The 24042-nt window shown below is 72.4% G+C and carries 29 protein-coding genes and 2 pseudogenes; 14 read left to right on the top strand and 17 right to left on the bottom strand.

The genetic code is table 11. The features are described 5' to 3' along the window. Window positions 1-60: 60 nt before the first annotated feature. The gene (locus ACFV8H_RS17605) at window positions 61-1419 is read right to left on the bottom strand and encodes an ALF repeat-containing protein (protein ID WP_380400662.1); all 1359 of its coding nucleotides are present in this window, start codon (window positions 1417-1419) and stop codon (window positions 61-63) included. A 149-nt stretch (window positions 1420-1568) separates the two neighbouring features. On the opposite strand from ACFV8H_RS17605, the gene ACFV8H_RS17600 reads away from it, so the two are divergent. Further along, on the top strand, window positions 1569-2504 hold the full coding sequence (locus ACFV8H_RS17600; protein ID WP_380400660.1) for an NAD-dependent epimerase/dehydratase family protein: 936 nt from the start codon (window positions 1569-1571) through the stop codon (window positions 2502-2504). Window positions 2505-2665: 161 nt separating this feature from the next. Continuing rightward, entirely contained in the window at window positions 2666-3484 is an 819-nt protein-coding gene (locus ACFV8H_RS17595) for a hypothetical protein (protein ID WP_380400659.1), read from the top strand. Window positions 3485-3542: 58 nt separating this feature from the next. Here ACFV8H_RS17595 and ACFV8H_RS17590 read toward each other — a convergent pair whose 3' ends face one another. Further along, a complete protein-coding gene (locus ACFV8H_RS17590) occupies window positions 3543-3872 on the bottom strand; it encodes a DUF1330 domain-containing protein (protein ID WP_380400657.1) in 330 nt (109 codons plus the stop codon). 277 nt (window positions 3873-4149) lie between these two features. Between ACFV8H_RS17590 and ACFV8H_RS17585 the strand changes: the two genes are divergently transcribed. From ACFV8H_RS17585 to ACFV8H_RS17575, 3 genes are all read left to right on the top strand, one after another. Beyond that, window positions 4150-5100, top strand: a complete 951-nt coding sequence (locus ACFV8H_RS17585; protein WP_380400655.1) for a hypothetical protein — start codon at window positions 4150-4152, stop codon at window positions 5098-5100. Between the two features lie 182 nt (window positions 5101-5282). Continuing rightward, window positions 5283-6365 (top strand): LuxR C-terminal-related transcriptional regulator, encoded by a 1083-nt coding sequence (locus ACFV8H_RS17580; RefSeq protein ID WP_380400654.1) that lies wholly within the window; start codon window positions 5283-5285, stop codon window positions 6363-6365. A gap of 83 nt (window positions 6366-6448) precedes the next feature. Then, window positions 6449-7108, top strand: coding sequence for a hypothetical protein (locus ACFV8H_RS17575; protein WP_380400652.1), 660 nt, complete (start codon window positions 6449-6451; stop codon window positions 7106-7108). Window positions 7109-7147: 39 nt separating this feature from the next. Here ACFV8H_RS17575 and ACFV8H_RS17570 read toward each other — a convergent pair whose 3' ends face one another. The 5 genes from ACFV8H_RS17570 to ACFV8H_RS17550 form a co-directional block, all read right to left on the bottom strand. Then, entirely contained in the window at window positions 7148-7699 is a 552-nt protein-coding gene (locus tag ACFV8H_RS17570) for an SMI1/KNR4 family protein (RefSeq protein ID WP_380400650.1), read from the bottom strand. Window positions 7700-7716: 17 nt separating this feature from the next. Further along, window positions 7717-8517, bottom strand: a complete 801-nt coding sequence (locus ACFV8H_RS17565; protein WP_380400648.1) for a DUF4253 domain-containing protein — start codon at window positions 8515-8517, stop codon at window positions 7717-7719. A gap of 47 nt (window positions 8518-8564) precedes the next feature. Then, on the bottom strand, window positions 8565-9032 hold the full coding sequence (locus tag ACFV8H_RS17560; protein ID WP_380400646.1) for an NUDIX domain-containing protein: 468 nt from the start codon (window positions 9030-9032) through the stop codon (window positions 8565-8567). A gap of 74 nt (window positions 9033-9106) precedes the next feature. Next, a complete protein-coding gene (locus tag ACFV8H_RS17555; protein ID WP_360232106.1) occupies window positions 9107-9346 on the bottom strand; it encodes a hypothetical protein in 240 nt (79 codons plus the stop codon). Further along, entirely contained in the window at window positions 9343-9543 is a 201-nt protein-coding gene (locus ACFV8H_RS17550) for a hypothetical protein (protein ID WP_380400644.1), read from the bottom strand. The genes ACFV8H_RS17555 and ACFV8H_RS17550 overlap by 4 nt, the downstream gene beginning before the upstream one ends. A 153-nt stretch (window positions 9544-9696) precedes the next feature. On the opposite strand from ACFV8H_RS17550, the gene ACFV8H_RS17545 reads away from it, so the two are divergent. The 8 genes and pseudogenes from ACFV8H_RS17545 (at window position 9697) to ACFV8H_RS17510 (ending at window position 15121) form a co-directional block, all read left to right on the top strand. Next, window positions 9697-10563, top strand: a complete 867-nt coding sequence (locus ACFV8H_RS17545) for a Scr1 family TA system antitoxin-like transcriptional regulator (RefSeq protein ID WP_380400642.1) — start codon at window positions 9697-9699, stop codon at window positions 10561-10563. A gap of 22 nt (window positions 10564-10585) precedes the next feature. After that, a complete protein-coding gene (locus ACFV8H_RS17540; RefSeq protein WP_380400640.1) occupies window positions 10586-10726 on the top strand; it encodes a DUF397 domain-containing protein in 141 nt (46 codons plus the stop codon). A 200-nt stretch (window positions 10727-10926) separates the two neighbouring features. Continuing rightward, entirely contained in the window at window positions 10927-11130 is a 204-nt protein-coding gene (locus ACFV8H_RS17535) for a DUF397 domain-containing protein (RefSeq protein ID WP_380400638.1), read from the top strand. Between the two features lie 42 nt (window positions 11131-11172). Beyond that, window positions 11173-11607 (top strand): annotated as a pseudogene (locus ACFV8H_RS17530) (XRE family transcriptional regulator); the annotation flags it as partial. A 114-nt stretch (window positions 11608-11721) separates the two neighbouring features. Beyond that, window positions 11722-12060: pseudogene (locus tag ACFV8H_RS17525) on the top strand (NUDIX hydrolase); the annotation flags it as partial. Between the two features lie 74 nt (window positions 12061-12134). Beyond that, entirely contained in the window at window positions 12135-12365 is a 231-nt protein-coding gene (locus ACFV8H_RS17520) for a hypothetical protein (RefSeq protein WP_380400732.1), read from the top strand. Between the two features lie 241 nt (window positions 12366-12606). After that, a complete protein-coding gene (locus tag ACFV8H_RS17515; protein WP_380400636.1) occupies window positions 12607-14091 on the top strand; it encodes an NF041680 family putative transposase in 1485 nt (494 codons plus the stop codon). Between the two features lie 322 nt (window positions 14092-14413). Then, window positions 14414-15121, top strand: a complete 708-nt coding sequence (locus ACFV8H_RS17510) for a hypothetical protein (protein ID WP_380400635.1) — start codon at window positions 14414-14416, stop codon at window positions 15119-15121. Between the two features lie 89 nt (window positions 15122-15210). On the opposite strand, the gene ACFV8H_RS17505 is transcribed toward ACFV8H_RS17510, so the two are convergent. The 10 genes from ACFV8H_RS17505 to ACFV8H_RS17460 form a co-directional block, all read right to left on the bottom strand. Continuing rightward, window positions 15211-16059 (bottom strand): IS5 family transposase, encoded by an 849-nt coding sequence (locus ACFV8H_RS17505; RefSeq protein WP_380400729.1) that lies wholly within the window; start codon window positions 16057-16059, stop codon window positions 15211-15213. Between the two features lie 40 nt (window positions 16060-16099). Continuing rightward, window positions 16100-16522, bottom strand: coding sequence for a hypothetical protein (locus tag ACFV8H_RS17500; RefSeq protein WP_380400633.1), 423 nt, complete (start codon window positions 16520-16522; stop codon window positions 16100-16102). A gap of 2 nt (window positions 16523-16524) precedes the next feature. Then, window positions 16525-17211, bottom strand: coding sequence for a DUF6192 family protein (locus ACFV8H_RS17495; protein ID WP_380400631.1), 687 nt, complete (start codon window positions 17209-17211; stop codon window positions 16525-16527). Next, complete coding sequence (locus ACFV8H_RS17490; RefSeq protein ID WP_380400629.1) at window positions 17208-17441, bottom strand: hypothetical protein; 234 nt, start codon at window positions 17439-17441, stop codon at window positions 17208-17210. Before ACFV8H_RS17490 ends, ACFV8H_RS17495 begins: the two co-directional genes overlap by 4 nt. 930 nt (window positions 17442-18371) lie before the next feature. Continuing rightward, the gene (locus ACFV8H_RS17485; protein ID WP_380400627.1) at window positions 18372-18746 is read right to left on the bottom strand and encodes a hypothetical protein; all 375 of its coding nucleotides are present in this window, start codon (window positions 18744-18746) and stop codon (window positions 18372-18374) included. A 452-nt stretch (window positions 18747-19198) separates the two neighbouring features. After that, a complete protein-coding gene (locus ACFV8H_RS17480) occupies window positions 19199-20062 on the bottom strand; it encodes an alpha/beta fold hydrolase (RefSeq protein WP_380400625.1) in 864 nt (287 codons plus the stop codon). A 164-nt stretch (window positions 20063-20226) separates the two neighbouring features. After that, complete coding sequence (locus tag ACFV8H_RS17475) at window positions 20227-20445, bottom strand: hypothetical protein (protein WP_380400623.1); 219 nt, start codon at window positions 20443-20445, stop codon at window positions 20227-20229. 98 nt (window positions 20446-20543) lie between these two features. Continuing rightward, the gene (locus ACFV8H_RS17470; RefSeq protein WP_380400621.1) at window positions 20544-21542 is read right to left on the bottom strand and encodes an aldo/keto reductase; all 999 of its coding nucleotides are present in this window, start codon (window positions 21540-21542) and stop codon (window positions 20544-20546) included. Window positions 21543-21584: 42 nt separating this feature from the next. Beyond that, window positions 21585-22001: a hypothetical protein gene (locus tag ACFV8H_RS17465; protein WP_380400619.1), complete on the bottom strand. Its 417-nt coding sequence runs from the start codon at window positions 21999-22001 to the stop codon at window positions 21585-21587. Between the two features lie 77 nt (window positions 22002-22078). Continuing rightward, on the bottom strand, window positions 22079-22906 hold the full coding sequence (locus ACFV8H_RS17460) for a hypothetical protein (protein WP_380400617.1): 828 nt from the start codon (window positions 22904-22906) through the stop codon (window positions 22079-22081). A gap of 448 nt (window positions 22907-23354) precedes the next feature. Here ACFV8H_RS17460 and ACFV8H_RS17455 point away from each other — a divergent pair, with 448 nt between their 5' ends. Next, the gene (locus ACFV8H_RS17455; RefSeq protein WP_380400615.1) at window positions 23355-23984 is read left to right on the top strand and encodes an XRE family transcriptional regulator; all 630 of its coding nucleotides are present in this window, start codon (window positions 23355-23357) and stop codon (window positions 23982-23984) included. The last annotated feature ends 58 nt before the right edge of the window (window positions 23985-24042 follow it).

Here is a 24042-nt window from a genome sequence, read left to right as displayed (position 1 = left end):
CTGGGCACAGGGGGCCGGACGCGAGCGGGGGTCAGCCCTCGGTGTGTCAGTCCCGGTGTGTCAGCTCTCGGCGGAGCGGCGGCGCGAGAGCGCGACCAGTGCCGCGCCCGCGGCGAGGGCCGCGGCGGCGCCGCCGGCCTCCCAGCCGAGGCCCTCGGTACCGGTGGCGGCGAGCGAGCCGCTGCCGGCCGCAACGACGGTGGTGGCGCCGGTGCCCGTGGTGCCAGTGCCGGTCAGGGCGGCCGGCTGGACGGTCTGCGGCTGCTGGGCGCCCTGGTCCTGCTGCCCGGCGGGCTTGTCGGCCGGCTTCTCGGCGGGCTTGTCCGCGGGCTTGCCGGCGGCGGCCTCGTCCGCGGCGCGGGCCGTGGCCCAGCCCTCGGCGAGGAACTTGACGATGTCGTCGTAGCTGCCCTCCAGCGCCTTGCCGGCCGCCGCGCGCACGGCCGGGCCGCCGGTCTCCATGAGCTGGGAGACCTTGATGCGGTTGTCGGTGGCGCGCAGCTTGGGCAGGTCGCTCAGGAACTGGGCGACGTCGGCGGGGGTGCCGGCGAGGGCCTTCTTGGCGGCCTCGGTGGTGTGCGGGCCGGTGTTCTTGTCGGACAGTGCGACGAAGAGCGCGACGCGGTCGTCCGAGGCCTTGGCCTTGGGGTAGCCCTCCGCCAGCCACTTCGCGACGTCCGCGTCGTTGCCGTCCAGCGCCTTGTTGGCGCCCTCGCGCACCTCGCGGCCGCCGGTGGCAAGCAGCTGGGAGACCTTGACGCGGTTGTCGTCGGCGCGCTGCTTGGGGAGCTCGACGTCGAGGAAGTGCCGCAGCTCGGCGGCGCCGCCCTTGAGGGCCTTCTCCCCCGTCTCGCGCACGCCCGGGCCGGTGTTCGGGTCGGCCAGGATCTTCTGGATCTCGGCGCGGTCCGCGTCCTCGGCCTGGGCGGCCGGCAGGCCCTCCGAGAGGAACTTGAGCAGCTCCGCCTCGCTGCCCTGCAGCACCTTGCCGCCGGCCGCGCGCACGGCCGGGCCGCCGCGGTGCATGTACTGGGAGACCTTCACCCGCAGGTCGTCCAGGCGGTTCTTGGGGAAGTCGATCTCCAGGAAGTGCCGCAGCTGGGCGGCGTTGCCCTTGAGGGCCTGCTCGGCGGCCTCGCGCACACCGGGGCCGGTGTTCTTGTCGTCCAGGAGCTTCTGGATCTCGGCGCGGTCGCGCTGCTCCTGCCCCTCGGGGGCCTGGGGGCGGCTGCTGGTGCCCGGGCCGCCGTTGACGCCGTCGTCGCCGGGGGTGACGTCCGGCGTGGAGCCGGAGGCGGTGTCAGGACCGGAGAGCCCGGCCGGCTGGGGGGCGTCGGCGGCGGAGGCCGAGGAGGGGAAGAGGACGGCGGGCGCCAGGACCGCGGCGGCGACGACGGTGGACACCCGGGGCAGCTTCATGCGGGCAGACCTGTTTTTCCTGTGAAGAGATCTTGAACGCCCGACAGCATAGGTCCTTTTTTGCTATTGCCATACCAGGTATTTGCCGAGCTCTCCCGGACCGGAACAAACCGTCAGCGCCTGTCAGCGACGGCCCCTAAGGTGGGCGCGTGAGCTTTCACCTCGTCGTCGGACACGGGCCCGCCGGGGCCGCCACCACCCGCCTGCTGGCCGAACAGGGCCACGAGGTCCGGGTCGTCACCCGCACCGAGCACCCCGCCGCCCCCGCCGACGGCGTCGAGCACCTCGCCCTGGACGCGAGCGACCCGGCGCAGTTGGCCGAGGCCGCGCGCGGGGCCGTCGCGATCCACGGCTGCGCCGCGCCGCCGCTGCCGCAGTGGGCCGGGCGGTGGCCCGCGCTCGCCGCCGCGCTGTGCGCGGCCGCCGAGGACAGCGGGGCGGTCCTGGTGATGCTCGGCAACCTGTACGGCTACGGCCCGGTGGACCGGCCGATGACCGAGGACCTCCCGCTCGCCGCCACCGGCCCCAAGGGCCGGGTCCGCGCCGCGGCCTGGGAGCAGGCCCGGGCCCTGCACGAGGCCGGGCGGATCCGCGCGGTCGAGGTGCGGGCCTCCGACTTCTTCGGCCCCGGCGTCACCGAGGGCGGCCACCTCGCCTCGCGCGCCGTGCCCGCCCTGCTCAGGGGCCGCCCGGTCGCCGTCCTCGGCGACCCGGACGCCCCGCACAGCTGGACCTACCTGCCCGACGTCGCCCGCGCCATGGTCGAGGTCGCCGGCGAGGAGCGCGCCTGGGGCCGCCCCTGGCACGTCCCCACCGCCCCCGCCCTGCCCGTGCGCACCATGGTCGAGCGCCTCACCGCCGAGGCCGGCACCGACCCCGTCCCGGTGCGCCGCCTCTCCCCCGTCCTGCTCGCCGCGGGCGGCCTGGTCTCCCCGCTGCTGCGCGAACTGCGCGAGACCCGCTACCAGTTCGACCGCCCCTTCGTCGTGGACTCCACCGCCTACGAGGCCGCCTTCACCGTCCGCGCGACCCCGCTGGACGAGCAGCTCGCGGCCACCGTCGCCTGGTGGCGCGAGCGGTCGTAGCCGGGCGGGCCCCAGCGGCGAGCAGCGGCAGGGGCCCGGGGGCGGCAGGTGACGGACCGGCGTACGGGGCGGTAGCGGCGCGTGGCAGGATGACCACCGCACGTACGCGAATCGTCGTACGTCCGTGCGCAGTTCGCCTGCCCAGGATCGGGGGGATCCTTGTGTCCACGACCAGAACTCCAGTCGCCGCCGGTGCGGTGGTCGCCGTCGCCGCGGCCGTCGCCCTGACCGGGTGCGCGGCCAACAATCTCGACCTGCCCAGCCCGCTGTCGGCGGGCAGCGCCTCGCCGTCCGGGCCCGCCGTCACGGCCGCCCCGCCGGTCGGCACCACGCCGACGATCGACGCCGCCCCGCCCACCGCCCCGCCCGTCGTCAGCTCCCCGAGCCCCACGGCGAGCGGCCCGAAGCCGCTGAGCGGGCGCCAGTTGAAGCCGCTGCTGCCCACCTCGGCGACCCTGCCGGCCGGCTGGACGATGAAGGACAGCAGCGAGACCGACACCGGCGACAACTTCGAGGACGATCCGTACCCGACGCTGACGGACAACCCCTGCAACTGGCTGACCACCGCGGGCGGGAACAGCCTCGCGATGGGCTACGAGACCGCGCACGCCGAGGAACTCGTGTCCGAGGACGTCAATGAGGCCGGGATCCACCTGGGTTCCTACTTCCCCGGCACCGCCACCAAGCAGCTCGCCCTGATCCGCGCCTACGCCGACAAGTGCAAGACCTACACCGGCCAGGACTGGGACAAGAAGCCCGTCCCGCACACCGTGACGGTCACCTCGGTGCCCAACCTCGGCGACGAGGCCATCGAGGTGAAGAACTCCCCGACGGGCCCGTACGCGACCCGGGACGTGCTCGCCGTCCGGATCGGCGACAAGGTCCTCCTCCTGGACGGCGACAACATCGTGGACCGGCTGCCGCACATCAAGGACCTCGCCGTCCCCATCGTCCAGCACATTCAGCAGGTCAGTCCCTGAGACCCGGGGCCCGGCGGCGCACTCGGCGTCCTCGACACCCTCGGCGCCCTCGGCGTCCTCAGTGCGCCTGGAGGCTGTCCGCGCCCCGGTAGCCGGCCGGCACGCCCTCGATCAGGATGATGTCGGCGTTCATGTGCCGGGTGCGCAGCGGCAGGATCTCCCGGTAGGCGGGCGAGTCCCACCAGGCGCGGGCCCGCTCCAGGTCGGGGAACTCGATGACGATCGTGCCACCGGTGCCCCAACTCCCCTCCACCGTCTCGTACGTGCCGCCGTGGACGACGAAGCGGCCGCCGAAGGGGTCGAGGGTGGCGTCGATGCGCTCCAGGTACTCCACGATGTCGGGGCCGAACTCGACCGAGTGGACCTGGGCGATCGCGTAGGCGGTCATGGGGTGCTCCTGGGGGTTCGCCGTGGGTGGTTCCTGCTGACGTCCCCGACGGTAGGGCGTGGGGGGTGGCGGGCGAATCGGTCGCGTATCGGTACGTCGGTACGTCGGTAGGTCGGTAGGTCGGTAGGGGTGACGTACGTACGCCCTCTGGGGTGCCGGGCGGGTCCGAGAAAGCTCGGATACCGGCGGGTGACGGGTTCCTGACAGGGTGGGGGTCGGTCGGCCGGCCGTACCGCCCTCGCTCCCCTGCCCCCTGCCTCCTCGATCTGGAGATCCCTTGCGCTCGCTCATCCGACGCATCGTCCTCTCGGCCGCGCTCGCCCTGGGCGGCCTGGCGCTCGCCCCCGGCGCGGCCTCGGCCGACACCCCTGCGACGGTCTTGTTCAACCAGGCCTCCGAACGCTGTCCCGACGGCGCGGTGTGGGACACCCAGGACATGCACCCCTGCGCGCCCTCGAACAACCCGGGCAAGTGGGTGTTCACCCCGGTCCCGGGCTGGAACGGCGTCTACACGATCAACAACGAGGCCGACAAGCGCTCCTGCCTGACCGCCTCCGACAGCCGCCCGAGCGGCACCCAGTGCTACGCGAACGTGACCAGCCAGATGTGGAGGATCACCCCGTACACGGCGGCCGGCCAGACCGCGAAGTACGACATGGTCGGGGTGCGGATCCAGAACGTCTCCAGCTCGCTGTGCCTGGACAACACCGAGAAGAACTTCGGCGGCTGGAAGCTCTACATGTTCGGCTGCAACGACGGCGCCTACCAGCAGTGGGACATCTACCGCAGCAGCTACGAGGCCCTGTTCGGCCCGGTCGGCGCCCACAAGGGCATGACCTGGGCCAACCTGGAGCAGCGCGCCGACAACGTGGTGCACGTCGGCTACGACACGGCCAGCGACCCGTACCAGGGCGACACCCCGGCCGGCACCCAGCTGCCGGTGCTGTGCCTGCGCAAGGACGGCCGCCCCGCCCCGGCGGGCGTGCCCACCAGCGGCTTCCACAGCTGGGCCGGCGGCGAGGTGAAGGCCACCGCGCCGGTGCCCGGCACCCAGCTGAGCAGCCGGGCCACCGCCGACCAGCTGTGCGCGGCCTCGTTCGGGGCGGGCTTCCGGATGGCGGAGTTCCACGACGCGTCGGGCTGGGGCCTGTGGGCCAACGGCACCCTGCCGACCCAGACCAGGTTCTGGACCGCGATCGACGACCAACCGGCCAACCCGTGGAGCTGACCGCCACGGCGGCGCGTCACGGGTGATCGGGGGCGGGGGCGGGTGCCGAGCAGTGGCACCCGCCCCCGAATTTTCCGTCCCGAATCCTTCCGTCCCGAATTTTCGGTCACCCACGGCCTGCTCCCGGCCATTCGTTCGTACGTCCACCGCCGACGGGGGCCCGCTTCCCTAGCCTTCGGTCCGTGGCCAAACGACGTGACATCGAGCGGGAAGTGCTGGGCACCATCGGCGAACTGGCGGCCGCCCGGCTGCCCACGGCCGAGCTGTTCCGGGAACTGCACGCCCTGCTCCAGGGCCCCCTCGGCTTCGACGGCGGGTGCTGGCACGGCACCGACCCGGTCACCGGGTTCCCCACCTCCACCGTCGCCTCCGGCCTCGACCCCGCCCGCTTCGAACAGGCCGTCCGCCTGGAGCTCCAGGGCGAGGACACCACCACCTTCGAGGCCATCCGCGCCGCCGGGCACCGGGTCCAGAGCATCGGCCGCGCCACCGACGGCCACCCCGAACGCAGCCTCCGCTACCGGGAGTTGCTCCAGCCCTGCGGCTACGGCGACGAACTGCGGATCAACTTCGACCTCGGCGGCGGCCGCTGGGGCAGCGCCGCGTTCATGCGCGAGAACGGCCGCGGCCCCTACGAGCTGCCCGAACTGCGCCTGGCCGCCCGCCTGGTCACCCCCGTCGGCACCGCCCTGCGCGCCGCCCACCGCGCCTCGCTGTGCCCCACCCGCACCGCGACCGCACCGCCCGCCCCGGCCCCGGCCGTCGCCGTCCTCGACGCCCACGGCCGGCTGCGCTCCGCCGACGCGGCGGCCCGCGACCTCATCGCCCGGATGGCCGAACCCGGCGGCCTCGTCCCGGGCGTGCCCAGCGGCTTCCTCACCGTCGCCCGCCAGGCCGCCCGCACCGGCCGCCCCGCCGAGGTCCGGGTGTGCACCCCCGACGGCCAGTGGCTCGCCTTGCACGCCACCCCGCTCGACGGCCCGGCCGACGGCGTCGCCGTCATCGCCTCCCCCGTCTCCCCCGTCCAGCACCTGCCGCTCGCCGTCCTCGCCCACGGCCTGTCCCCGCGCGAACAGCAGGTCGCCCTCCACGCGGTGCGCGGCGCCAGCACCAAGGACATCGCCGCCCTCCTGCACCTGACCGTCCCCACCGTCCAGCAGCACGTGGGCGCCATCCTCGACAAGACCGGCACCCGCACCCGCCGCGAACTCGTCACCCTCCTGATGGCCGGCCACCTCCCCACCCTGGGGCTGCCGCCGCAGTGACAGGGTTGCGGTACGTACACCCTGACGGTTCGTGTAACATCCGCCCAGCTCGAACACATGATCACGCGAACGGGGTGGGCCGGATGCCGCAGGAAGACGACAACAGCGGAACGACGAAGCGGCGCCGGCAGGCCCTGGCCGTCGCGGCGGGGGCGTGCGTCCTCGGCGCGGCCGGGCTCGGCGGGGCGCTGCTGCTCACCGGCTCGCACGGCGCCACCGCCCCGGCGGCGCAGGACGCGGCGGCCACGTCGAGCCCCTCCCCCGCGGCCACGCCGTCCGGCACGCCGTCGGCCTCGGCCTCGGTCGAGGCGCCGACGACGGCCCCGGTGCCGGTGGAGACCGGGACGCCCACGGCCGTCCCCACCGTCGTCCCCACCGTCGTCCCCGCGGCCGACCAGTCCGAGGACGGGGCCGAGGCCGCGCCCGAGCCCGCCGCCACCAGGCCGGCCCCGGCCCGCCCCCGCACCACCCAGGCCCCGGCCGCCCACGCCCCGGCAGCCCCGGCGAAGAAGCAGCCCGCGGCCGAGCAGCCGCCCGCCCCCGAGCCGGCCCCGGCCCCGGCCCCGGCCCACACCGGGAACCCGATGTTCGAACCGACCGTTCCGCCCCGGCCGGTCCCGCCGGCCCCCAAGCCGGTCCGCACCGACACCCCCTGCCCACCCGGCCAGGCCATCACCTGGGACGGCTGCCGCCCGCTGCTCGGCCCGGTCATCACCCTGGGCCCGACCACCCCGCACGGCTGAGCGACCCGGGTCCGGCTGTCGGGGCGGTGGGGATCGCGGCTAGCGTGAGCGCCACAGGTCGGGGCCCATCGACCGGTCCAGGTACTCGTCGGCGTCGGGGAACTCACCCTCGATGACGGCCGCGAGGAACTCGGCCATGCCGCCGTCGAAGCGGACCATCTCACTGATGCTGAAACGCCACACCACGACCGGCCACTCGTCGGGGTCGCCGGCCGAGGTGTCCCAGCAGAAGTAGTCACAGCCGGTGTTGTTGGCCCACGCGAGCAGGCACCCCTTCGCCGGGAACGGCTCGTACGGGCGGCCGGACACCCCGTCCCAGGTGTACCACTCCGCCAGCATCTCCCCGACGTCCTTGTTGAAGTAGTAGAGGCTGTTGAAGGTCTCCTCCTCCGGGCCTCCGGGTTCGAGCACCGGCGACGCGAACCTGATGTCCCCGCCGAACTCGAGATAGCCGTACCGTTCCACGAGCTCGCGGTAGTCCGAGGGCAGCCGGACCCCGAGCCGGTCGATCGAACCCTCCCAGTCGACCTCGGCGCGCTCCCGGCCGGAATCACCCATGATCTGTACGAGCCTGTCGATGCCGCTCGTCATGTCACCCCTCACAACACTCAGTCCCACCAGAAGGTCCACTGGTGGGAGTTGACGAGCTGCTCGGCGTAGGCGGTGAGGGTGCCGGCGCCCTGGTGGACCTGGTCGGGGCAGAAGGCGGTGTGCTCGGCGGCGAGCGGGAGCGCCTCGGCGACGGTGGCGGGCGGGACGGGAACGCTCAAGTGGAGGGTGTCGAAGCCGACTTCGACGAGCCGCGCGCCGAAGCGGCGTTCCCAGTCGGCGAGGACGGCGGCGATCTTGGCGGTGTCGTTCTCGTGGTTCAGCGGCCCGCTCCAGCCGCACGCGGCCAGCGCCTCGGCGCCGCTGCGGGCGGGCACCAGGCCCAGCCGTACGTCCTTGAAGGACGCCAGGACCTCGGCCAGGCCGCGCGCCTCCGCATCGGCCACACCGGCCGGGACGGTGACGGCGGGGGCCGGCCCGGGCCAGGTCCTGCCGTAGGGGGCGAGGACCTCGGCGAGTTCCTCGTCGTCGTCGCCGTCCTCGTCCTCCTCGCTACCCGCCTCCCACCAGGTGCGCAGCAGGGCGGCCGAGTCGTGCGACTCGAGGTCGGAGACGTGCTCCGGGAACAGCTCGCCGGACAGCCAGGGGCGGAAGTCCGGGTCGCCGGCGCTCAGCGGGCTCAGCAGCAGCGGCCACAGTCCGCTGCGCGGGTGGGCGCGGTGCAGCTCGGCCCACAGGCCGGCGGGCGCGGGCCCGTCACTGATCCACAGCAGCGGCTGCGTGCCCGCCCCCTCGTCCCCGACGACGGGACGGCCGGGCGGCAGGGGGACGGGCGGGGCGGTGTCGAAAGGCCAGGTCATGCGGTGAACGGTAGAGGCGGGCACTGACAGCTGGCCGACAGTGTCGGTCAGTCGGGGCGCTGGCCGTGGAGGAGGAGGGGGAGGGCGCGGCCGGTGAGGGCTTCGGTGGTGCGGGCGGCCTGGGAGGGGGCCATGTGGTTCGGGAGTTCGCGGACGGGGACGAAGCGGGCGCCGTGCAGGCGGCTGCGCTTCTGCGGGGGGACGGTGAGGGGGTGTTCGTCGCGCAGGGTGCCGCCGTCGAAGACGAGGTTGAAGCGTTCCAGGTAGCGGTCGGAGGGGGTGTAGTCGAGGGCGACGGCGTGGGTGAGCCTGAGGATGATGCCGGTCTGGGCGTGCAGGTGGCGGGCGGCGGCGCGGTGCGGGGGCTCGTTCACCTTGCCGGGGCCGCCGGGCAGGATCATGCCGTCGAGGTAGTCGGGGTCGACGAGCAGGACGTCGCCGTGCTGGTTGCGGACCAGGACGAGGCAGCCGAGCCGGCAGATGGGGGGCTTGGCGAGGAGGCGGGGGTCGTGCACGGGGAGTTCACTTCCTGAGGACGTACAGCAGGACAGCGGAGAAACAGGCCCACCAGAGGAGGCGGGGGATGAGTTCAGTCGTCATACGTGAGGCGCTCGTAGCGCAGGCCCTTGCGCAGCAGGTCCACGATCCGCAGCAGGTCCAGCGGACGGGCCGTGAGGTGCAGCAGGTACTCGCAGGTGGAGCGGCCGGTGTCCCAGTCCACCTCCAGGGTGGGCAGGTTGACCCGGCCCAGGGCGAGGACGGTGGTGAGGTCGTCCAGCACGGCGGCGGCCTGCCGGCGCTGCTCGGCCGTGATGCGGGAGAGGGTCACAACTCCCCCGGCCGCTTGTGGACTTCGAAGAGCCGCCAGGCCGAGAACGCCTCGGTGAAGGAGGAGAAGCCGCTGCGCTCACCGTTGGGCTTGCACAGCCACGCCCCGGTGCACTCGTTGCGCACCCGGTAGCACCGGGCCTCGGTGTCCCAACGGACACCGTACCCGTGGAGCTTGGCCGGTTGAGGGGGCTTCATGACCATGACTGATCACCTTCCGTGCGGATCTGTAGTCACACGAGTCGATTCACAACCGACTTCACTTTCCGTGCCTCAAGCGTCGCTCACCGCAGCTACCCTGACCAGCGTGGACGTGTGCCACAACGCAGCTGGACACACCGGAGGAACGCCATGGCCTTCAAGCCCAACAAGTTGGACCCAGGGCGTTCGGCCCGCGACCTGTTCGGCTGGGAGATGCGCAACCACCGAGAGCTCGCCGGCTCCATGTCGCTTGATCAACTGACCGAGATTCTCGGCTGTTTCTCGAAGGGGCATCTAGCCCGGATCGAGCGGGCCGAATCGATGCCGCCACCGGAGCTGCCCGGCAAGCTCGACGCCGCTTTCGGCACCGACGGACGCTTCGGCCGCGTCTATCTGCTCGCCAAGAAGGAGAAGTTCGCCGGAAAGTACCGGCGTCCAGCCGAGCTCGAAGCCAAGGCTTCGATCATCGAGGAGTACACCACGGCAACGATTCCTGGCCTGCTGCAGACTCCTGAGACCGCACGTTGGTCACTGCAAGCTGGTTGCCCTGAGATCACAGCCCCGGAACTCGATGCTTCCGTCAAAGTTCGACTGGATCGCCAGCGGCGTTTGAACTCCGGCACACCACCGCACTGCTGGTTCATCATCGATGAGTCCGCGCTTCATCGCCCTGTTGGTGGACCGGGCGCAATGCATCGACAACTGATGGCGTTGGCCTTGGACCGACGGCCTCACGTCACCATCCAAGTACTTCCGTTTTCGGCTGGTGCCCATTCCGAGATGGGCGGATCACTCTTCATCTACACCCTTCCCGACAGTCCGGCGGTTGTTTGGGAAGAAGGAGCTCGGAGCGGTGAACTCATCGAAGATGCAGAGGGTGTTGCCGCACGCCGTAGGTCATACGATCTCCTCAGGGCCATGGCCCTGTCGCCCCGGGACACCCGGGCAACGATCAGGCGCATCTCACAGGAGTTCGGTCGTGCCAGCAAGAGATCAGGAGAGATGGCGGAAGAGTAGCCACAGCAACAACGACGGTGGCATGTGCGTTGAGGTAGACGATGCCCATCCAGGTCGCGTTCGAGACAGCAAGGACCCCGACGGCCCTCGTCTCAACTTCTCGCCAACCAGTTGGCAAGCGTTCATCATCGCCATACGGGCTGGCGAGTTCGACGCCGCCTGACCCAAGCACTGGCTCCGCCGCCCGGTCCCGAGGCGGCGGAGCCATCTCCACCACTCCGCCGGGTCCAACCCATCCGGCCACCGCGACTCCAGGGATTGATCACGAGTGATTCTGCCCAACCTCCTCCGGGCGATCTCAAGACCGGCCACGACCTGAAAGTCGGCCCCGCCGACTTCCCACTCCTCCAGGAGGGAACCGCCATGCACCCCGACTCCCCCATCACCTGGCGTAAGAGCTCGTACAGCTCCGACGGGGGCCAGTGCGTCGAGGTCGCCGACGGCGTCCGCGGCGTCGTCCCGGTCCGTGACTCCAAGGACCCCCACGGCCCAGCCCTCGTCTTCCCCATCGCCGCCTGGCAGGCCTTCGTCGCCGCCGTGCGCACCGGCGAACTCCCCACTCCCTGAAACCGGGAGGACCGACATGGCCGACGGGAGCCGGGCAACGTGAACCACTCCGGGATCTGGCGGAGCCGCTACGAGTTCCTCAGCAGCAGCCGCGACAACACCTTCACCGGGCTGCGCCACGTCGTCCTGACGCAGAACGGCAACCGCATCACCGGGCACTCGCTCCCTTCCGCTTCCTCCAACCCCGATTCCCCGCTGTCCTTCGACCTGACCGTCGACCGAAACATCGTCACCGGCACCTGGGTCGAACAGACCGCTCAGGACGGCTACTACCAGGGCGCCCGCTACCACGGCGCCATCCAACTGCTGATCGATCCGACCGGACGGCGCATGACCGGCAAGTGGGTCGGATTCGGCAAGGAATTCGACGTGAACACCGGCCCGTGGGACCTCAGGCTGCTCGACGAGTCCGCGACCGACGAAGTCCTGACCAAGTACAGCGCACCCCCCGCGGAAGACCCGCTCCCCCGCACCTGACCGGCCTGCTCACGTGCCGCTGCCCCGGCCCCCCGGGGCAGCGGCGCCCCCAACCCTCCCGCAGGTACTTCGTCTTGGCCGACGCCACCACGTCACCACTCGCCATGGTCCTTCATGCCTCCTGTCCTCCTGCGCGTGAGCAACAGCGCCAGGAAGCCCCCGTCAACGCCACTCCACTCCGTGTCAGTCGCCGGAGCGGTCGTCCGCGAGGACGGGCGGGTGCTGGCGATCCGCCGTGCCGACAACGGCACCTGGGAGCCTCCGGGCGGCGTCCTCGAACTCACCGAGACCATCGAGGACGGCCTGCGCCGCGAGATCCACGAGGAGACCGGCCTCAAGGTCGGCGTCGACCGACTGACCGGCGTCTACAAGAACTTGACGCGCGGCATCGTCGCCCTGGTCTTCCGCTGCCACCCAGAGGACGGCACCGAACGGCTCTCCCCCGAGTCCACCGTCTCACCGGCCCTGGCCACCTCGCGTAGGAAGTCGGGCCCGCCGACTTCCCAGTCCTCCGGGAGGGAACCGCCATGGGCCCCAACTCCCCCATCACCTGGCACAGGGGCACCCACGGCACCGATGGGGAACGGTGCGTCGAGGTCGCTCCTGGTTTCCCGAGCTGGCGCGGCCTCGCCACCCGCTACGAGAAGACCGCCACCGTCCACCGGGCCGGACGCCACATCGCGGGCCTCCTCGATCCGCCCCGCCCGCTGACCCGGGCAGGGCCCTCCGACGGGCGTCAGTTCCACGGGGCCCGGTAGGGGCTCTCACCCAGCAGCGTGGCCGCGGCCACGGGTCTGACCATCGACGGCCGCACCCGACCACTGGACGAGCTCACCTTGCGGGCGGCGCTCGACTGGCTAAGCTTGTGATTTATCCAGCGGCCTCGAACAGGCAGACCTGGTGATCACTCGTCCGGGTGTTCCCGGGACAGCGGAACGGCCTTCGCGTGATCCTGAACTCGACCAAGAGATACAGGATTTGACGCGAAGGCCGTAGTGAATGAGTGTGGTGGAACAGGGCGTGCAGTGCGAGCCGTTCGCGGAACTGTCACGCTTCCGGGGGGTCTTCTACGACTGCCTGACCGGACGGCGCGACGCGCTGTTCGAACTCACCGACGCGGTGCTGTGCACCGACGGACCGGTGAAGACCCTGGTCGGCCTGGCGCTCGCGCCCGAGCACCGGCGCGGCCATGGCGCCCTGTACGGCGCGCTGAACCGGGGCCGCCTGGACGTCCCCCGGCTGCGGGCCGAGCTGGCCGGCCTGCCGCTGCCCCGCGCCGCCGACGGCCGCCTGGTGCTCGCGGTGGACGTCTCGCCGTGGCTTCGGCCGGATGCCGGAACCTGCCCGGACCGCTCCTTCTGCCATACCTACGGCCGCGGCGACGCCAAGCACCAGATGATCCCCGGCTGGCCGTACTCCTTCGTGGTCGCGCTAGAGACCGGCCGCACGTCGTGGACGGCGGTCCTCGACGCGGTGCGCTTGGAGCCCGGCGCCGACCTGGCCGCCGTCACCACCGCCCAGCTCCGCGACGTCGTGGTGCGGCTGATCGCGGCGGGGCAGTGGAAGGCCGGCGATCCGGAGGTCCTGGTGGTGATGGACGCCGGCTACGACGCCCCGCGCATCGCCCACCTGCTCGGCGACCTACCGGTGCAGGTCCTCGGCCGGCTCCGCTCGGACCGGGTGATGCGCCGGCCCGCGCCGACCCGGGCCGAGTGGCACGCGGCCCACCCGGCCGGGGGCCGGCCGCCCAAGCACGGGGCTGAGTTCGTCTTCGGCGACCCCGCCACCTGGGGCGAGGAGCAGGCGGTCACCACCACCGCCACCCGCCGCTATGGCACCGCCGTGGCCAGGGCCTGGGACCGGCTCCACCCCCGGCTGACCCGCCGCGCGGCCTGGCTGGACCACGACGACGAGCTGCCGCTCCTCGAAGGCACGGTGATCCGCCTCGCCGTCGAGAAGCTGCCCAGCGGCGGGGTGAACCGCCCGGTCTGGCTCTGGTGGTCGCGCACCGGCGCCGACCCGGCCGACGTCGACCGCTGCTGGCGGGCGTTCCTCCGCCGTTTCGACATCGAGCACACGTTCCGCCTGCTCAAGCAGACTCTTGGCTGGACCCGGCCCCGTCTGCGCGACTCGGCGGCGGCCGACCGCTGGACCTGGATCGTGATCGCCGCGCACACTCAGCTCCGCCTCGCCCGCCCGCTCGTCGCCGACTTCCGCCACCCCTGGGAGAAGCCGGTGGAACCGAACAGGCTCACCCCGGCCCGCGTGCGACGCGGGTTCAGGAACCTCCACACGAAGACCCTCTCACCAGCGCAAGCGCCGAAACCCACCCACCCCGGACCGGGCCGGCCGCCCGGCCGCAGGAACAAGCAGCCTGCCGCCCGCTACGAGGTCGGAAGAGTCCTGGCCACCGGCGAGGCGCACACCCGCCCCGCCCACCACAAGGTCGGCACCAAACCCCGACGAACCGCTACAAACGGATAAATCACAAGCTAAGTGACTGTTTCTCAACCCATAAGGCCTGGTCGGCGGCGTTCTGCTTGGCGCTTCGTCCGGTTGCCGTTCGGGATGCCGTCACGGTGACGGCATCCCGAACGGCAACAAGGTGAGTTCGATCATGCTTGGTGGCCGAAGTGTGCTGGCCGGTGGAAGTGATCACGACTCGACCGGAGGACAGCTTCGCGTGCGCGGGTCGGACCGAGGGGCGCTACATTCGCGGTGCGGGTACATTCGGTCACTGATTGGATACATAACGTGTCGGACGCGCCGTCCGAGACCTCGCCCTTCCCGGTGGACGGAGATCAATATGACCGAGCACGTGCGGGTCCGGAACTCGGCCGGGAGGGCCCTGCGGCGCCGTGTCCGTACGGGTGTCGCCGGGTTCGTCGTGGCAGTGTTGCCGCTCGCGGCCCTCGCCCCGGCCAGCGCGGCCGACCAGGAACCGGAGGCCTCGACCGTCAGCGCGCTCACCAGCACCCAGGAGAGCGGCGTCGCCGACGACCTGCGGGCCATGGGGCTTGAGGTCCGCACGGTCAAGGGCCTGATCCTCGCCTGGGGCCAGGCCACGACCGTCAACCAGGCCGTAACCCGGTTCGCCGACAAGAACCCCACGGCGATGTTCACCGGGCCGGACCAGACCGGTGACGGATACCTCCTCGTCCGGGGCACCAGCATCGCCCCGTGGATCGGGTTCACCGCGGGCTCCGGGGTCGCCATCCAGTCCGTCAGCAACGAGAACGACGGAGAGACCGTCGTCTACGACCAGGCCACCGGCCACCTGAACGTCGACGAGGACCACCACACCGCGGAGAACCTTCCCGCGCCCCACCCCACAGCCGGCACCTCACGCAGGGCGGGCAACACCCACGGCGCCGTCACCTTCTCCCACCAGCCGACTCCCCTCGGCCAGCGGTATCAGATCCCCATCAACATCGAGGCCAACACATGCAGCAGCTCGATCGGTGCCATCTCCGGTCTGGATCCTGCCCTCGCCAATAACTGCATCAACGCCTGATCGCCCGGACCTGCCGCCGCTCGGCAACCCCACCGGACACCACGACTGCCACGAGAGGGCCGACCGGGACGCCCGGTCCGCCAGACCTGTCAGGCTGCCTGATCACCGGGCACCGCAGGGCCGGCGGCGGGCGGCCGACGGGTGAGACGTCGGAGCATGAGGGTGATGGCGCTCCAGGTGAGGTGGGCTTCGGCGTGCGCGGGAAGGCGCTCGTAGTCGCGGCAGTTTCGGCGGGCGCGCATGAACCAGGCCAAGGAGCGTTCGACGACCCACCTGCGGGGCAGGACGACGAAGCCTTCGGCGCCGGAAGGCCGTTTGACGATCTTGAGGGTGATGCGGAGTTCGTGTTCGGCCCAGGCGACGAGGTCGCCGGCGTAGGCGGAGTCGGCCCAGACGAGGGTGATCTCCGGGTGAAGGGCGTGCAGGCGCGCGAGGAGCCGACGGGCACCGTCGCGGTCGGGGACGTCGGCCGGGGTGACCAGCAGGTCCACGAGCAGGCCGCCGAGATCGACCGCCAGGTGTCGTTTGCGACCGGTCAGCTTCTTGGCCGGGTCGTAGCCGCTGGTGCCTCGGGGCACCGTGTTCGCGGCCTTGACGGACTGGCTGTCGACGACCAGGGCCACCGGCCACGGGCTGCGGCCCGTGCCAAGGCGGATCCGGCGCCGCAGCAGGTCGACGATCCGGGGCAGGGTGCCGTCCTTGGCCCAGCGCGCGAAGAACCCGAACACGGTCCGCCACGGGGGCGGGAAGTCGGCCGGCAGGGAGCGCCACTTCGCGCCGTTGTCGACGATGTAGAGGATCGCGTCGACGATCTCGCGGCGAGGGTGGGCCTCCGGGCGCCCGCCGCGGGCCGTTCGCCAGGCCGGCACCGGGAGGAGGGGTTCGAGCAGGGACCACTCGGCGTCGGTGGTGTCCGAGGGGTAGCGGCGCTCACGCACAACGGACACCGCCTTCCGCGGGTGGTCGGGACCGGGTCGCTCAGCGGCCGCGGCCCTCGCGGGCCAGGATGTGCAGGGAGGCACGGACGCCGCCGAGTTGCTGCAGGACCAGCTGGACGTACTCGTCGTCGGGGAACAGAGCGGCGTGCGGGGCGACGGTGGCGCTGATCAGGCGGGTGATCCGGGTCAACTCGGTGAGGAACTGGGCCTTCTCGAACGCGACCAGCTCCGCCGGCTCCTCGCTGAACTTGAAGCCGTCCCGCCGGGTCCAGATCAGGGGTGCCATGTGCTCGGCCGCGGTGATCTCGCGGACGTGGATCAGGCCCCGGCGGATCTGGCTGGGGTTCAGGCCGGTCGCCGCGATCAGCTGCTTCGTGGTCAGCCCGGCCGGGCGGGCCTCCCGCAGGGCGATCCAGACCTGGTCCGCGCAGACATTCGTGGCCAGCCGCTTGCGCCCGGGCACGGCTACTCGCCCCGCAGCAACTGCGCGAGCGCCTCGTCCAGGCCGACGTTGCCCGTGGTGACCGCGGACTCCACCCAGTCCGACGCCCCGCGCACCCGGGCCAGATTGCGCTCCACCGTGGCGCGCTCGTCCGCGGTGAAGGCGTGCCCGCGCAGCGCCGGCACGACGCGGCCGACCTGGGCGACGAACGCCGAGCACGCGCCGACCAGGTCGACGAAGTGCATGGTCGAGCGCACCTGGTCCAGGAGCGGCACCGGCGCCCGCACCGCCTCGGCGGCCTTCATGTGCGTGGTCTCCGCGATCTGCTGGGCCCGCTCGACCTGCGCGCGGTTGACCATGTGCCGGGCCGTGTCGTCCTCGGCCATCACCCGGAACGCGACCTCCGGCCGCCGCAGCAGGTCCGAGGCGATCCTCGCGGCGACCTGGTCGTCGGCGGCCAGGTCGTGGATCCGCTCGACCTTCTCCTGCACCGTGTGTGGGACGGTGACCTGCCAGCCCAGCGCCCGGCTCGCCGCGTCCCTCGTCCAACGGCGCTCCCCCGACCGCTCGTGCACCGGCGGATCCAGGATCACCGCGAAGCGGCGCTGCGGGTCCTCGATCGAGGCCAGGACCCGGTGGATGCCGTGCGACACCTTCGCCTGACGGTACTCGGCGGGCCACTTCGAGGACGTCCACCGGTAGGTCTTCACCGTGTGGAACGACAGCCGATGTCCTCGGCGAACCGCGTCAGCGAGGTCGCCACGGTGAACGCCTCGTCCACCCCCTGCCCGCCACCGCCCGCCATCCGCATCGGCTCGATCTCCAGGGCCATGTCCCCGATCCGGAACTGGCAGCGTCCCATCTGCTCCACCAGGTCGCGGCCCTCCGCGACCAGCTCGTCGTACCGCTTCAGCGAGACCGCCCCGACAAGCTCCGACACACCGACCACCCACCCCACCGGCCAAGAGCGCGGCACCGGCTGCCGACCACCAACCCCCGGCCCACCGCCAGGATCGACGTGGTCTCATCCGGTCCGGCAGGGAGCACGGAAGCGCACCCGCGCAATCCGCCGGCCACCAGAATCACCCCGGTTGCGAACAGTCCCCCGCACGCCCGGTACGAAGCCTCCACGCCCTGGTCCGGCACCGCCCCGAGCAGAACACCGCCCCCGCCGCCCGCTCCAACCCCACCGTCCACGACACCCCGCACACCGGACAGCACACCACCACCGCCGCCCGGATCGCGGCCACCTTGACACGAGAACGCCGCACCGAACGCCAATGCGCCGACCGGCACCCCGACGAACAGAACACCGCCCCCACCCGGGCACCAGCCCTCAACCGGCCACCGCACGCCGGACACGAACGCCCCACCTCGCCAGCCACCCCGGCAGCGTAGAACTCCCCGAACCAACCCGTCTTGTCGTGCCCGGCTCAGACACAGCGTCTAAGCCACCGGCGACACTGCTGGCCCAACACCGCCAACCCGCACCTGCTGATCAACAACCGAACGGCCCTGGAAACCGGCCCCGTCGGCAAGAACTCCGTCGCCACCACGGCACTTCACGGGCAGACCGCCACGATCGGGCGGCTCCGCATCGACCGGCAACACGAAGAAGCCCTCGTCCACGGCCCTGACCCGCTCCACCTCGCCGCAGTCTTCGGCCTCGATGAGAAGACCGCGATCCGCTACGCGAACTCCGCCCGCCAGCTCCTGGAGACAGCCGCTGAGCACCGGGAAAACCCCAGGTCCTGACCACCCGGATGCCGTGATCTCAAGATGCCGACCGAGTCGAGGGAGTCCAAGTCAGTGTTCACACACCGACATTGGCCTCCCTTGCTTCATGCCCGCAGGTATCCCTTGGGATTGATCATCCAGTCGGCTGCACCCGAGCGTGCAGGATCTCGTCGGTTTCGTCGTCCAGCATCTCCCAGTCGAGCCGGACGGCGATCCGTCTCGCCAGAGCCTCCTGGGCCTCGTAGTTACTCCCGAGGGACGACGAACAGATCAGCTGTACCAGGTTGATGTCCTGCGGAAGCCGGCTCGGATGAGTGGCGTAGCTACCGGTCGGACCGCAGGAGGCGATGACCAGATGGACCCAGCCGAGCAGCCCGCCCTCCGCCGTATAGCCGGACAAGTCGGTCCGGCAAAGCTCGGGTATGGAGTCCAGGTACTCGGTCAGAGCGGAAGTGGGGATGCTCTCGCCGTAACGGGAGTCCGAGCGGATCGCGAGGTACCAGGTCATCCGGCCATCCTGGCGCATGGACCGCCTTTCAGGGCCTGGATCTATTCGTCCGGCGGGCGGGTCCTCGACGAGGTGACGGAAGAACTCGCTTGGGGCAGAGAGCCGACCACCAGCAACACCGCGAGTCAGCACCGAACCCGAGGGTGCGTCCCCGAGAAGCACGAGGACGGACCCTCGGGTTCCTCCTGAGAACCCTTCAGTTTCCATGAACTCGCGGAGGTTCGAGGGTCCGGAGCGGCCAGGCCGATCCCGTCGGCCACAGCATTAGGGACGTTCCGATGACGGTGGCTACGGCTGCCGGATGAGGAATCGGCGGGCGTACGGGGTCGGGGTCACCCCCGAGGTCCCAACACGCCAGGTCCCGGGGCCGCGACTTCTGCACCGCTCCCGGTGGGCGCACGGGAAGTCGGCCCCGTCGACTTCCCGTTCCGCCCGTCGTCAACCGGTTCCGGTCAGGATCCGGTGGGCAGGTGGGCGGCGACCTCGGCCAGGACCTGGGCGGCCGGTTCCGGGGTGGCCAGCCACTTGAGGTGGCTGCCGGTGAGGGTGCGGACGGCGTAGGGGTTCCCGGGCGTCAGGGCGTCGGCCTCGCGGATCATCCGGTCCTGCATGGCGAGCGGGATGCTGGCGTCCTCGGTCAGGCGGACGTACGTCCTGGGGATCCGGCCCCAGGTGTCGGCGCCGGCCCGGTCGTCGGCGGTGCCGGCGTCGAGGTTCTCGTCGGGCTGGAGGGTGTTGAGGAGGACCAGGAACTCCTCGTCCGTCCCGTCGGCGAACAGGGCCGCCTTGAAGGCCGCGAGGGCGGCGGGGTCGGCGGTGCGGAAGTTGGAGCGCAGCAGCCCGAGTTCGGCGGGGTTGCCGACCAGCGCGGCGGCCAGCGCGGCGGGGTCGACCGCGGCCATCTCGGGCTCCGCGTAGTAGGCGCTGACGTCGAGGTCGACGGGGCACCAGGAGGAGACGTAGACGAGGTGGTCGATCAGGTCGGGCCGCCGGTTGGCGGCGACGGTGGCCGTCAGGCCGCCGCGGCTGTGCGAGACCAGGACGACGGGGCCGTTGCGCTTGGCCCGCTCCAGGACCGCGATGAGGTGCGCGGCGTTGTCGGCGAGCGTGACGCCCTTGATGACGCCGGGCGTCGCGGCGAGTTCGGTGAGGTCCTGCGGCGCCTGGTAGGCGCGCGGGTAGGTCGCGGCGAAGCCGTGTCCGGGGAGGTCGACGGCGACCGAGCGGTGCCCGAGGAGGCCGAGTTCGGCCTGGAGCGGGGCGAAGGAGAAGGAGTTGGCGAACGCTCCGTGGACCAGGACGAACGTCGGCTGCATCTGGGCTACGACTGCCTTTCCGGGGCTGCGGCGGTGTCGGCGGGGCGGGGCGGGGCGCAGCCACCGGGGTGGTGTGCGAACGGCCGCCCGCTGCCGGGGGTTCACCCTACTCGGCGAAGATCATCCGCACTAGCCCGGACCGGACCGGACCGGACGGGACGGGCTCAGCGGTGGCAGATCCAGTGGCTGTCGCCGATCGGGTACCGGAGCCGCTCGCCGGACGGGCGGGTCACCACGACCTCGGAACGGTCGTAGGAGAGCCGGTCGCCCGCCGCGACGAACAGCGGTTCGGCCGGCTTGAGCTGGAGGTCGGAGCGGAGCACGAACTCGCTGAGCAGCAGCATCCGCGGCACCGGGGTGACCCCGTCGAAGTTCACGCGCACGCACCGAGTGTTCCGGACGGGCCGGGGCCTGGGCGAGCGGTTTTCGGTGCGGGGCGGCCCACCGCCGGCAGACGGGCCGGCCGTCAGGTCCAGGGTCGTCAGGTCCAGGGCAGGGAGGAGCGGGTGTGCCAGTAGGCCTCGGCGGGTTCGGGCATGGTGGCGAGGGTGGCGAGGTCGTCCGGGGTGGGGGTGAGGTGGGCGGCGGCGAGGTTGGAGGCGAGTTGGGCGGGGGTGGCGGCGCCGGACAGGACGACGTCGGCCCAGGGCTGGGCGGCGGCGGCCGCCAGGGCGAGGGCGTCGGGGGTGGTGGCGGTGCGGGTGGCGAGGGCGCGCAGGGCGGCGGTGTCGTCCCCGGTGGCGTTGCGGCCGGCCAGGCGGCCGTTGGCCATGCCCTCCTTGACCACGACCAGCCAGCCGGCCCGGTGGGCTTCGGCGAGGGCGGGGGCGGCGGAGGTCTCCAGCAGGTTCCAGGTGGCCTGGACGGCGCTGAACAGCGGCCGGCCGTCGACGGTGACGGCCAGGGCCCGGCGGATGGCCTCGGCCTGGGCGGGGCCGCTGGTGGACAGGCCGACCCGGACGCCCTCGGCGGCGAGGGCGGCCAGGCGCCGGTGCAGGGCGGGGTCGGTGAGGGCGGGGCTGTCGGTGGTGACCGAGTGGACCAGGTAGACGTCCAGGCGGGGGCCGAGCAGGGCGCGGGTCTCGCGGATCTGCCGGTCGTACACCGCCGTGGAGTGCTCCTTGACCTCGTGGGCGGTGACGCCGGTGGTGCGCCAGTCGGCCGTGTAGGTGTAGCCCCACTTGCTGCCGACCGTCACCTCGGCGGCGGCCTCGGGGTGTTCGGTGAGCCACTGGGCGAGGAACTCCTCGGCGCGGCCGTAGGAGCGGGCGGTGTCGAAGTAGCGCACCCCGGCGGCGTAGGCGGCGTCGAGGAGGGTGTGGGTGCGCTCGCGCAGGGCCTCGACGGTGCGTTCGGCGGGCAGGTCGGCCGCGCGCCCGAGGGTGATGTAGCCGGGCCGGCCGACCGCCGCGGTGCCCAGGCCCAGCCGGGCGCGGGCCGGGGTACTGGGGGTGGGAGCGGGGGCGGGTTCGGTCGGCATGCTGGCTCTCCTCGGGTGGCGCGACGGTGCTCACCTGGGACTTTAGGGGACCGCCCGCAGGGCCGTCGGCAGCGGGGCCGGGGCCGGGTGGGGCGCGACCGGGCAGGCCGGGGGCTCGGCCGCAGCCGGGACCGTCGGCTGGTCCAGGCGCAGCACGACGTTGACGTAGTCCCGCGGTTTGCCCGGCCAGTGCCGGTCGTTGCTGGTGAGCAGCCGGCTGCGCACGCCGTCGCGTTCGGTGAGCGGTCCGGGGGTGGTGCGCAGGTTGGGTTGCCAGTCGCGGCCGCGCGGGCGGTGTTCGAGGGTGAGGGTCCAGTGCTCCCCGTCCACCTCCAGGACGGCGCCGGGGCGCCCGGGCAGCACCCGGGTGCCGTACGGGCCGCGGACGACCGCCCGTTGGGCGAAGTCGGCGTTGCAGCCGACCACGGTGATGCGCCAAGCGCCGTGGAACCTGAGCACGTTCGCCTCCCGCCCTCGCGGCGCGCCGTCGGCGACACGCCTCCGTCGGGGTCAACGGATGCGGGGCGTGCAGAGGATCAAACGGAGGGTGACCGGACGGCTGCCGGGCGTGTCGGCGGGGCGGCGTGGGCACCGCAGGTGCTGTGGGCGGTGTGGGCGGTGTGGGCGAGCGGGGGGTAGCCGTGGGCGGTGAGGACGAGGTCGGCGTAGCGCGGGTCCTCCAGCGGGACGCCGTGGCGGCGCAGCAGGTCGAACAGCTGGGCCAGGTGGCGGGGTTCGGTGCCGCGCGGCAGTCCGTCGGGGGTGGTGCCGAGGACGCCGAGGACGGGGCCGTGGACGCGGTCCGCCCGGGAGGCGGCGGTCACGGCGGCGGCGCTCGAGGAAGCGGTGGCCGTCCGGGCCGTGCGGGCGGTCCGGACGGTCCGGGCGGGGACCAGGCGCAGCAGGAGGACGAGCCGGGCGGCGCCGGAGTCGGGGTCCTCGTCGGTCTCCATGGTGAGGGCGACGATGTCCTGCCAGCGGTAGTGGCGCGGGAGGAAGGCCCGTACCAGGGTGAGGCCTTCGGTGTCGGCGCGCAGCCAGAAGCCGTAGGGGACGGGCAGGGCGACGCCGAGGACGGCGGTGCCGGAGAGCAGCAGGGCGGGGACGGCGCCGAGGCGGGCGGCGACGCCGGTCCGGGCGAGGACGATGCCCATGGCGAGGGCGAGGACGCAGCCGACGGGTGCTCCGGCGGCCCGCCACAGGAAGGCCAGTCGGACGGTCTGCGGTCGAAGTCGCGGCCGCGGCAGTGCCTGTGACTGCGGCTGCGGCTGCGGCTGCGGCTGTGCCTGCGGTAGTGCCTGTGCCTGCGGCTGCGGTAGTGACTGTGCTGGCGGTGCGGTCTGCCCGCGCGGCGTGGTGTCCACGGGTGCCCCCTTCTCGCGTCGTGCCGTCGGGGGTCGGGCCGGTCGGGCTGTCCCCGCCGGGCGGCGGTACGGCGGTGCGGCACGGCGGGCTGCGGCACGTCGGGGCGGGGTGGGCGTGGTGCGGGTGCCCGGGTCCGGTGTGTCGACGCCGTGCGGTCTCGCGGGAGTCGGCCCTTCCCGGACGGGGCGCCGAGGTCGGTCGGGCGGTCCGGTGAAGACGTCAAGTGCCGCCGGTACGTGCTGATGTGAGGATTCGTCAGCGCTGGTCGGCGGCGCCTGTGGGCCTGTTCGTCCAGGATGTCAGCCGACGCTACGCGGGTCAACTGGCGTTGACTGCGGGTATCTTCTGATCCATGCCAGCTGATGCCGTTCGGCTATCGTGACCTGGCCGGCCCTGTCCGTCCGCCGAGGTCGCGGCCGGAGGGCCCGGGCGTGAGAAAGGTGGGGCATGACGGAGTCGACGGGGGACGGCGTTCAGGCGGGACCGGAGGGCGCTCCACCGGAGCCCGCCCAGGACGGCACCGGGAACGCGGACACGGGAGCGGACGCGGGAACGAATGCGGGCACGGACCCGGACCCGGACCCGGACGCGGGCACGGACGCAGGCACGGACGCAGGCACGGACGCGGGCGCCGGCACGGAGACGGACGGCCCCGCGAGCACGGAGGCCGGCGGGCTGTCGGTCCGGATCGAGGCCCTGTTCCACACCGTGCGCCGCCCCGACCGCGAGCAGTACACCAACGAGGAGGTGGCCCGGGCCTGCCGCGAGGCGACCGGGGAGTCCTTCTCCACCACCTACCTGTGGCAGCTGCGCACCGGGCGCCGGGACAACCCGACCAAGCGCCACCTGGAGGCGCTGGCCCAGTTCTTCCAGGTCCCGCCCGCCTACTTCTTCGACGAGCAGCAGGGCGCCGAGATCGCCAAGGAGCTGGCCCTGCTCGGCGCGCTGCGCGACGCGGGCGTGCGCAGCCTGGCGCTGCGGGCGGTGGGCCTGTCCCCGGAGGGCCTGGACACCGTCAGTGAGCTGGTCGACGTGATCGCCCGCCGGGACGCGGCGCGCAAACGCCCCTCGCCCTGAGCGCGGGCCGCGCAACCCCGCAGGGCCGTCGGAGCACGGGGCGGGCAGGCCGCGGGGC

The organism is Kitasatospora sp. NPDC059827 (genome assembly GCF_042731675.1).
Classification (GTDB): domain Bacteria; phylum Actinomycetota; class Actinomycetes; order Streptomycetales; family Streptomycetaceae; genus Kitasatospora.
Note: the sequence above shows the minus strand (reverse complement) of the source record. Positions and strands in the feature narration are given on the sequence as shown.